Here is a 9,776-nt window from a genome sequence, read left to right as displayed (position 1 = left end):
GGCTTCGCCGGGGTCTACATCTCCGGCGCGGTCCTGGCCAACGATCTCGGCCTGCCCGACATCGGCCTGACCACCCTCACCGAGGTCGCCACCCGGGCAGGGCAGATCGCACGCATGACAGACCTGCCCTCCCTCGTGGACGCGGACACCGGCTTCGGTGAACCCATGAACGTGGCCCGCACCGTCCAGGAACTCGAAAACGCCGGGCTGGCCGGCCTCCACATCGAGGACCAATTCAACCCCAAACGCTGCGGCCACCTCGACGGCAAAAACGTCGTCGACATCGACACGGCCGCCAAACGAATCCGTGCCGCAGCCGATGCCCGCAGGGACCCGAACTTCCTCATCATGGCCCGCACCGACATCCGCGCAGTCGAAGGACTGGACGCGGCCAAGGACCGGGCCCGCGCACTCGTGGACGCCGGGGCTGATGCGATCTTCCCCGAAGCCATGCGCGACCTCTCCGAATTCCAAGCCATCCGCGACGCCGTGGACGTGCCCATCCTGGCCAACATGACAGAGTTCGGCAAAAGCGACCTCTTCACCACCGAACAACTCCAGAACGTCGGCGTGAACATGGTCATCTACCCCGTCACCCTCCTCCGCATTGCCATGGGCGCGACGGAAGGGGTGCTCGACACTCTTAGGAGCTTGGGAACACAAGAAGTGCGTGTGCCACAGATGCTGACCCGCGCACGCCTATACGAACTCGTCGATTACGAGGCATACAACAAGTTCGATTCGGGCATCTTCGACTTCGAAGTGCCAGCCATATTCAGCCCGACAATGGAGTCGCGATGACCCTTCAGCAAGAAGCAGTAAACACATCACAGATCCGTAAGGGGCTGGCGGGAGTTGTGGTGGACTACACCGCCGTCTCAAAGGTCAACCCGGACACCAACTCGCTGCTCTACCGCGGCTATCCGGTACAGGAACTTGCAGCCAAATGCAGCTTCGAAGAAGTCGCCTACCTGCTGTGGAACGGCGAACTGCCCGACGAGGCCCAGTTCGCCGAATTCAACGCCCGCGAAAGGGCCAGCCGGACACTCGACCCGGCGCTCAAGGCCATCATGGACGCCCTCCCTACCACGGCGCATCCGATGGACGTGTGCCGCACGGCCGCATCCGTGATCGGTGCCCGGCATCAGCTGGCCGAGGACTCGTCGCCCGAAGCGAACATGAAGAAAGCGATCGACCTGTGGGCTGCCATGCCCGCCGTCGTGGCGTATGACCAGCGCCGCCGCCGTGGCCAGGACGTCATCGAACCACGCGAAGACCTGGACTACTCAGCGAACTTCCTCTGGATGACGTTCGGCGAAGAGCCTGTGGATGAGGTGGTGGAGGCTTTCAACGTCTCGATGATCCTGTACGCGGAACACTCCTTCAACGCCTCCACGTTCACCGCACGCGTGGTCACCTCCACCCTCGCTGACCTGCACTCGGCTGTCACCGCAGCCATTGGCGCCCTCAAAGGCCCGCTGCACGGCGGAGCCAACGAGGCCGTCATGCACACCTTCGACGAGATCGGCATCCGCAGCGAAGAATCGCTCGAGGAAGCCGCCGCCCGGGCCAAGACCTGGATGGAGGATGCCCTGGCTCACAAGAAGAAGGTCATGGGCTTCGGCCACCGCGTCTACAAGCACGGCGACTCCCGCGTCCCCACCATGAAGGCCGCGCTGGATAAGATGATTGCCCACTACGGCCGGCCAGAACTGCTCGGACTGTACAACGGCCTGGAGCAGGCCATGGACGAGGCAAAGGCGATCAAGCCCAACCTGGACTACCCCGCCGGACCGACCTACCACCTCATGGGCTTCGACACCCAAACCTTCACACCGTTGTTCGTCGCCAGCCGCATCACCGGCTGGACCGCCCACATCATGGAACAGGTGGCCTCCAACTCGCTCATCCGTCCCCTGAGCGAGTACAACGGCGTAGGCCAGCGATCCGTATAACTGCATACGTGCAGCCTAAGTTCCTGCGGTGAGGCGTCGGATGATCACTGGGATCATCAAATATTCGCAACGTATGTGACACCTCACCGCAGGTCGCCTCATCGAACCAAACGTATCTTCACGCATCTCCGGACAAACGGTGCTTCAAAAGGCTGGCACCCTGACTACCGAGGCAAACCCAAAACCGAGTAGCCTTTGGTCGGATCGGGGAAAGCCGATCGAACGGTTACAAATTGCTATAAATGGAGCTCCAAATGAAACGGACAATGTTCAAGTCGAAAATTCATCGGGCCACGGTTACTCATGCGGACTTGCACTACGTCGGTTCGATTACTGTCGACCTAGACGTCTTGAACGCGGCCGATATTCTTCCGGGAGAGTTGGTCGCCATAGTCGACGTTACAAACGGTGCCCGTCTGGAGACGTATACAATCGCTGGAGAACGCGGCTCCGGTGTGATAGGCATCAATGGTCCGGCAGCCCACCTGGTGCAGGAAAACGACATCGTTATCCTGATCACCTACGCTGAAATGACTACAGAAGAAGCCGAAGCCTTCAAGCCTCGGGTCGTCCATGTAGACGACAGGAACAAGATTGTTCAGTTAGGAAGCGACCCGGCAGAAGCCTTCACACGAGGTCTCCTACGTCCACCCCACGCCCTAGACAACGCCGCGCTTTGAGCCAGACATTCGGTTTACCACTCTCTAGGTGTGCCTGAAATATTTTGGTGCCTGCGGTACAGCCCCGCATCCGTCGCAGCCTGGGCGGCACGGGTATTCAGCGGGGACCATGTGACGCTTGTCCAAGAGGCCGACATTATCATCAGTTCTCGATGGATCGCCGTGGAGCACATTTCCGCAACTCATGAATTATGCAGCGTTGAGGATCAGCGTGCCCACGGCCTCAGCCAAGGTCAACGGCACCCCAATCTGACGTCCGGCAGCGCCCAGTAACACGTCAGGGTACAGCCCTGCGATATCATCCTTGCGCGGTCTTTTAAGAGCCCACTGCATGAGTCGTTCTCCATCACCCACAACACCAAAGTCAAGCACTTCTTGACCTCCGAACGGCAAATCCAACAGCTTGGCAAGGGATAGCTGTTCGAAACCATGCAATTTTTCAGATGGAGCATTTCATGGAATACGCTGCGGCCTCTTAAGGAAAATCAAAATACTGTCCCGAAATGCCTGATACTTCGTGGAGCAGGGGCTACTAGCGCGCTGGTCAACCTACTGCGAAGAGGTTGACCAGCGCGACTTGGCCTGATACGTTGCGGCGGGGTCGCGAGTTCCAGTCCTTCTGGCCCGGCCCATAGAGCAGTCATGTCGCATCCCTCGCTTAAGGGTTCCAGACCGTGCGCTTCGGAGCTTCCGGCGTCCTACTGCCTAGCTGTTGCCGGACTTTACTGCCGACCGATGTGGGCATAGGTGGCCGGCTTGGTCCGCCGGTAAACCACCGCGAGAGCGATGCCGAGCACGAATAGGCCGACGATCAGCGCCATCAGAATGGTTGCCAAGACGAAGGAGCCGCCCACCAGGAGGGGGAAATTGATCCCCGCGAGGATCAGTCCGGCTCCCAGACCGATGAGTGATACGGCCGGTAAGACGACCCTGCTCCACACAGAATGCTGCTGGCCATGGCGACGCAGGTAGACCGGAACTGCGACTCCTGTCACGAAGATCACGCCTAGGATCACGAAACTGGTGATGCCGAGCAGAGCCGTATAGAAGTCAATGGCCCCTATACCCGTGAAGATCACTGCGAGGCTTACAACCAGGCCTGCACCGCTAATGGCCATAGACGAGACGTGCGGAGAGCCGTGGCGGGGGTGCACCATGCTCAATTTCCGCGGAAGGATTCCGTCGGCACTCAAATTAAAGGAATATCTGGCCGAAATATTATGCGCAGCGAGGATCACGGCAAAGGTACTCGTATTGACGAGGACGGTCGCGGCGTCCGCGAGGACTTTCCCGCCGAAAGCCTGGAGGCTGTGCGTCATTGAACCGGTTGGGTCCTCGGTGGCGGCTTCAACGACCTTATCGAGACCGATCGAGTTGAGGAACAACAGTGCGGAAAGGCCGTAGACGACAGTCCCCAAGGCGATGACGGCATAGGTGACGCGGGGAATCGTTCGGCTGGGATCCCGGACCTCCTCACGGAACAGGACGGTCACCTCGAAGCCTGCAAACATCCCGAGAGCGAAGAGCAACCCCAGAGGGAAGGACCCATCGAACCAGTGCATCGGGCTCAGCGGTGCAACGGAGATGCCCTCATGGCCGGCTCCCCCATTGACGAAAACAAGGGCATCGTAAGCGACCACGATGACGACCTCAAGGAGCAGGAAGATAGTCAGCACCTTTGCTGACAGTTCGACCTTGAAATAGCCGAGGATTGAGCTGGCAGCCCAGAAGATGCTTGCCCAGACGTACCAAGGGAGGTTGGGCCCGTAGAGCATGCCATGTACCAACTCGCCCATGACGACACCCCCGAACACGACGCTTCCGGCATAGGCGCAGAAGTAGCCCAGGAGTGCAACCAGACCGGAGCCAAGGCCTATTTCCCGGCCGAGTCCGGCGGTGATCATCGAGTAGAAGCCACCGGGCTTCGGCATGATTTTGGACATTCGCGTGAAGCCGACGGCGAAGGCGCCCAAGATGGCCCCAGCAATGATGAACGACACTGGCGTTCCCAGGCCTGCCCCGCTGCTCACCATGATGGGGATGGCCCCGACGACGACCACCAAAGGGGCGTTGTACGCCACCACGCTGAAGAACAGCGAGAGGAACCCCATGTTGCCCTTGAGGTGTGGCTGGCTCTGTGGCGGCGCTTTCGTATCCACTGAACTCAATAGGTCCATATTCGATCAGTACCTTCCTAGAAGTAATAGTCTTCCCCGAGACAGGGCCGCGCCTTCAGCGCGGTCCGACATGAGCGGCTGCTCCTTAGGCGCGCGTGGCGAAGTTACACCTGCTTACTCAGTTGTTGGGACGTCCATCACACGCCGATGGTCTGACTACGATGTTCGCTGCTTGGTCATCTGATCGTCACTAGTTGTTTTACCAACGAGCCGTCAGGACTTTGGCCTCTTCCCAATCACGAACACCCCGGCCCCGTTATCGGTTCTGCCGGTTGGGGCGGCTTTGTCGTCGCCCCGACCGAGTCGCTGGAATACCCCCAACTCCTGCTGGTTCGATTGGCTATAGCACCACTATCCGAAGCGTTGCACTTGGGAGAAAGTCAACTCATGCGGCTGACGTGAAGGTGTGAGGTTCCGCGCACTGGAGACGACCACCTCGAGAAGAAAGGCCGACCAGGTTGAAGGCAAACGGGACGGCGCTTGGTCGATCTGCCACTCTTGCCCGCGACTACTCGCCAACAAAAAGTATCCGCTCCTAGTGACCCGACTACATCCAAGGGGTGGGTAGGGACACTGAAACAAGACCAAATTCTTGCTGGCAGATTGGTTAAAGCACCACTACCCGAAGTGTTTCAACTTAGTGCAGAATCAATGCGCACTGCAGGATTGAAGATGCGGTTTTGGCCTCGTGGAGATGGCGGAGCCGAAATCCCTCTGAAACCTGGCCATGGGCCACACAACATACAGCCGTCGAATACTTAGGCCTAAGGAGACGACCTGAGGGTACGCTCGCAAATCGAAGCCGGCGAGGCGCGTAAGCCGATCCTACGATGGACGGCAGCTACCATCGCCAGGGTGCTTGGTGTTGGTTTCTCAGTGCTTGATAGCTGAGCGCCAGCCTTCAAGTATTGAATTCGACGCCGACCACGACGGCGCAGTGTTCACGCGACCTCGAGACAAGATCTCGATCACCTTGAGAAGAAGAAAGGGTGTTTCACCATGACCCATACGCAGGTAGCTGCAATAGAGCTCGAACTGGTGGATCTAGATCACTGGGGAATGATCACTAATGACGAAGACTTGGCGAACACGTTGCCGCTCAAAGACATAGCCATGTACGAGTTGTCAGAAAACGACACGGTGTCGGAGTACCGATTGACATCCGAGTCGTCGCCGCAGGAGGGCATTCCCGCAGGGAAGTATTACCACTTCCGCTGGACCAGCCACACCGTCTATCCGGGCGTGACGAGCAGTGTCTACCTTTACCTGCCGCACGGTGCCGAGGAGGCCGAATCGGTCAACTTGATGATCTGCCTGGACGGCCTGGAGTACACAGGAGAGAAGGTTCGAGCCACGACAGTGCTGGACAATCTCGTCCATGCGGGTGAGATTCCCATGACCGTAGGCCTGTTCCACAACCCTGGGGAGACGGGACCGGGATATCCGATCTATGGTGGGAGCACCAACCGCGCTGTCGAGTACGACACCGTAAGCGGAGACTTTGCCCGCTACCTCGTAGAGGAACTCTTTCCGGTCATCCGGACGAAGGTCAGGCTCACGGACGACCCCAAGGGCCGGGTCATCTGCGGCTTCAGCTCCGGTGGTGCAGGCGCCTTCACCGCTGCCTTCCACCGCCCCGATCAGTTCGGGAATGTCATCTCTCACTGCGGCAGCTTCATCAACATCCTGGGCGCGAACAACCTGCCCAGCATGGTCCGGCGCGCCCCGCGTAAGCCTATCCGGGTCTGGCACCAGTCCGGACAGCGCGACGTCGACATCGTCTACGGCAACATCCCCATCGCCAACCACGACCTCGACGCTGCCCTGAAGTATCGCCGCTACGATTCGATGTTCGTGTTCGGAACCGCCGGGCACACCCTCGGGCACGCCGGCGCGGTGTTTCCCGAGACACTCCGATGGATCTTCCGCGACCAGGTTGAAGACAAATGAGCCAGGACACAAAAGCTGAAGGAACGAGGGTCATGAACGCGGATACTGACACCCCAACATCAGTGCAGGTAGACTTGGACGTCCCTGCGCGAATGCGCGACGGCGTCGTCCTGCGGGCTGATGTGTACCGACCTCGTGGCGAGGGTCCGTGGCCGACCGTGGTGGTGAGGACCCCTTACAACAAGGCTGATGCGGCAGAGAACGCGTGGAACGGTTTCTCTGCCGAAGAGGTGTGCCGTAATGGTTTCATCATGGTCATCCAGGACGTCCGGGGCCGGTACGCCTCTGAAGGCGTCTGGGAGCCCCTGCGACATGAGGGGCAAGACGGTGCCGACACCGTTGAGTGGGCCGCCGAGCTTCCGGGCGCGAACGGTAGCGTGGGAATGGTTGGGGGCAGCTATTGCGGTCATACCCAGTGGCGCGCCGCCATTGAGCAACCGCCGGCGCTAAAGGCGATCACACCGTTGATGACCTGGTCGGAGCCGCGCGAAGCCCTGGTCGCCCGCGGGGGCGCCACACAGATCTCGGTCATCACGGGGTGGTCGATGGCTGCCGGCTTCGACTGGTTGTCCCGTCAGGGCCTGAGCGATGCAGAACTTGCGGATCGCGTCGCCGCGCTGACGGAAGAGATGGAGAATCTTGAGAAGACGGGCTACTGGGGGCTCCCGGTTGCTGAGCTGCCAGTCATCCACCGGAACGGGCTGCCGAGGTTCGTCGACCCCGGTGACGCCGACGACGTCGAGGCCACTCAGCACATGCGCGTCGCGGGTCAGCATGCGCGCGCACAGGTCCCCAGTTTTCACACGGGTGGCTGGTTCGACAGCTGCGTGCAGGGAACCCTCGACGCCTTCATGGCGATGCGCGACCTCGGTCTCGAGTCGCAGCTTCTGGTCGGCCCGTGGACACATACAGACTTCGGAAACGTGATCGGGGCGCTTGACTTCGGTGCGGCGTCGTCGCGGGACGCAGCGGTGCATCCTCATGGAACCTGGAGTGCCGAGGTATTGGCGTTCCTGCGGCGCCACGTCGCCGGTGACGCGCAGGTGAAGCGCACAGCCCCGGTGCGGATCTTTGTGATGGGACGCAACGCGTGGCGCGACGAGGAGACGTGGCCGCTCGAACGCGCCCGCACCGAACGTTGGCACCTGCACGCTGGCGGTGGCCTGAGCACGGCTAAGCCCCAGGACAGCCGTCCTAGTGAGGTTGACTACGACCCCGCCGACCCTGTGCCCACGTGGGGTGGGACGGTCGGCCTCGGCCCCGGGCGGGGCCCTGTCGACCAAGCGCCAGTCGAGGCGCGTGACGACGTACTCGTCTTCACCTCAGAAGTACTCGAGAAAGATCTCGAGGTGACGGGCCGCGTCAGGGTGAAGCTGCACGCGCAAAGCTCCGCGCCATCGACCGACTGGGTCGCGCGCCTATGCGACGTGGACCCCGACGGACGTTCCCTAAACCTGACCGACGGAATTCTCCGCCTGGACAGCGGTGCAGACGAGCCCCAGGAGATCGAGATCGATCTTTGGTCGACCAGCAACGTGTTCCTGGCCGGTCACAGGATCAGGGTGCAGGTCACCAACAGTTGCTTCCCTCGGTGGGACCGAAACCTCAACACGGGTGACCAGAGGGGGACAAAGTTCGTCACCGCGCAGCAGCGGCTTTACCACGACGCTATCCGTCAGTCATACGTCGAGCTCCCCGTCGTCCCGGAGGACAAGAAACCTTGCGACGCGTAGGTGAGGTCAGAAGTCAGTCCTATTGCGCGCGCTATGCAGCGCAGTAGGACTGACTGGCTTTTGGCGGGTTCAAACCCAGTGCGTGAAACTATCCACCGTCTGCCGCGGCGTAACCAGTGTGTTCACTAGGGCTGATTCATCGGCGTAGCCAAAGGACATGCCGCAGACCAGCGTCTCGTCTGCACCAGCTCCGATGATGGGCATAATGGTCCTCGCATAGTGGTTCCAAGCCACTTGGGGGCAGGTGTGCAGGCCCCGAGCCCGCGCCATGAGCATGATGTTCTGCAGGAACATGCCGTAGTCGATAAGTGAGCCTCGCCCCAACACCCGATCGACCGTGAACATCAGTCCCACTGGGGCATCGAAGAAATGATAGTTGCGCTGCAGCTGGGCGTGCATCTTCTTCTTTTCGCCCCTGGCGATGCCGAGAAGACCATACAAGCTCCAGCCGTTCTGACGCCGCCGCTCCAGGTACGGAGAAACCCATTCTGCCGGGTAGTAGTCGACCTTCTCGCGATACTTTTCCGCCAGTCCAGGATCGGCGTAGACAGCGTCGTCCACCGCGCAGACCTCATTGACAAGGGTGTCCCGACGTTCGCCCTGCAGAACATAGACCTTCCAGGGTTGGGTATTCGTACCTGACGCTGCTTGGCTTGCGACGCAGAGTATCTCTTTAATGTCCTTTTGGGCCACAGCTTTGTTGGGCAGGAACGCCCGGCAAGAGAAACGACCCTCAATGGCGGCTTGCACGCTCGTCGGGTCCTCTACTTCAACCGGGACGCGGGATGATATCAACGCAATTCTCCTAACACCGTTCCAAGATCTTCCGGATAACTCGACGAGTTCAGTCGCTTTTGGCCTCCAACGCCAGCTTCCTGAGAACGGGGATGACTGCCTCGAGTGCCTTGCAGTCTTCCGGCGTCAAGCGATCCGTGACTGCCCGGTCAAGCCAGCCAAACCCGACAGACACTTCCTCAGAGAGCTTTTGGCTCCCTTGGTCTGTTAATTGGATCCAGACCCGGCGACGATCCAAGTTGTCAGGAGTGCGCGTCACCAGCTGCATCCGTTCGAGCTCACGGACAGCGAGTGAAATGCCCTGAGGGCTGACCTGTCCAGCCACAGCTAGTTCCGAGGTGGTCGCGCGCCCATGCTCAGAAAGATTCCGGAGAACGCCCAGTTTTCCGGGCGAAAGGGTCCGTTCCATATTCAAGCGGTTCAGTACAGGGTGCAGCGTCTCGAAGAACGAGCGCGTGATTTTCTTCTGGTCTGTCATTCCTCGAA

Annotated in this window: 9 protein-coding genes; 5 read left to right on the top strand and 4 right to left on the bottom strand. The window is 60.1% G+C overall.

Annotated elements, in window-relative coordinates; translation table 11 throughout:
- The 3 genes from prpB to panD form a co-directional block, all read left to right on the top strand.
- Nucleotides 1-801: methylisocitrate lyase (prpB, locus tag SB659_RS17770; RefSeq protein ID WP_410551320.1), on the top strand; the 801-nt coding region annotated here is incomplete at its 5' end.
- A complete protein-coding gene (locus SB659_RS17765) occupies nucleotides 798-1,955 on the top strand; it encodes a bifunctional 2-methylcitrate synthase/citrate synthase (protein WP_410551319.1) in 1,158 nt (385 codons plus the stop codon). The genes prpB and SB659_RS17765, both read left to right, overlap by 4 nt.
- A 254-nt stretch (nucleotides 1,956-2,209) precedes the next feature.
- Nucleotides 2,210-2,635 carry an aspartate 1-decarboxylase gene (gene panD, locus SB659_RS17760; RefSeq protein ID WP_410551318.1) on the top strand — a complete coding sequence of 142 codons (426 nt, stop codon included), beginning with the start codon at nucleotides 2,210-2,212 and terminating at the stop codon, nucleotides 2,633-2,635.
- Between the two features lie 189 nt (nucleotides 2,636-2,824).
- Here the strand turns inward: panD and SB659_RS17755 are convergent, their stop codons facing one another.
- A complete protein-coding gene (locus tag SB659_RS17755) occupies nucleotides 2,825-2,968 on the bottom strand; it encodes a hypothetical protein (protein ID WP_410551317.1) in 144 nt (47 codons plus the stop codon).
- A gap of 389 nt (nucleotides 2,969-3,357) precedes the next feature.
- The gene (locus SB659_RS17750; protein ID WP_410551316.1) at nucleotides 3,358-4,812 is read right to left on the bottom strand and encodes an APC family permease; all 1,455 of its coding nucleotides are present in this window, start codon (nucleotides 4,810-4,812) and stop codon (nucleotides 3,358-3,360) included.
- A gap of 999 nt (nucleotides 4,813-5,811) precedes the next feature.
- Here SB659_RS17750 and SB659_RS17745 point away from each other — a divergent pair.
- A complete protein-coding gene (locus SB659_RS17745) occupies nucleotides 5,812-6,762 on the top strand; it encodes an alpha/beta hydrolase (RefSeq protein WP_410551315.1) in 951 nt (316 codons plus the stop codon).
- Between the two features lie 32 nt (nucleotides 6,763-6,794).
- Complete coding sequence (locus SB659_RS17740; RefSeq protein WP_410551314.1) at nucleotides 6,795-8,495, top strand: CocE/NonD family hydrolase; 1,701 nt, start codon at nucleotides 6,795-6,797, stop codon at nucleotides 8,493-8,495.
- Nucleotides 8,496-8,564: 69 nt separating this feature from the next.
- Here the strand turns inward: SB659_RS17740 and SB659_RS17735 are convergent, their stop codons facing one another.
- Together SB659_RS17735 and SB659_RS17730 are read right to left on the bottom strand one after the other, a co-directional pair.
- A complete protein-coding gene (locus SB659_RS17735) occupies nucleotides 8,565-9,290 on the bottom strand; it encodes a nitroreductase (protein ID WP_410551313.1) in 726 nt (241 codons plus the stop codon).
- Nucleotides 9,291-9,339: 49 nt separating this feature from the next.
- On the bottom strand, nucleotides 9,340-9,768 hold the full coding sequence (locus SB659_RS17730) for a MarR family winged helix-turn-helix transcriptional regulator (protein WP_410551312.1): 429 nt from the start codon (nucleotides 9,766-9,768) through the stop codon (nucleotides 9,340-9,342).
- Between the last annotated feature and the right edge of the window lie 8 nt (nucleotides 9,769-9,776).

Origin of the sequence: Arthrobacter sp. SIMBA_036 (assembly GCF_046535135.1) — a bacterium.
Lineage (GTDB): Bacteria > Actinomycetota > Actinomycetes > Actinomycetales > Micrococcaceae > Arthrobacter.
The sequence above is the reverse complement of the archived record's forward strand: the minus strand, read 5'-3'. Positions and strand labels throughout refer to the sequence as shown.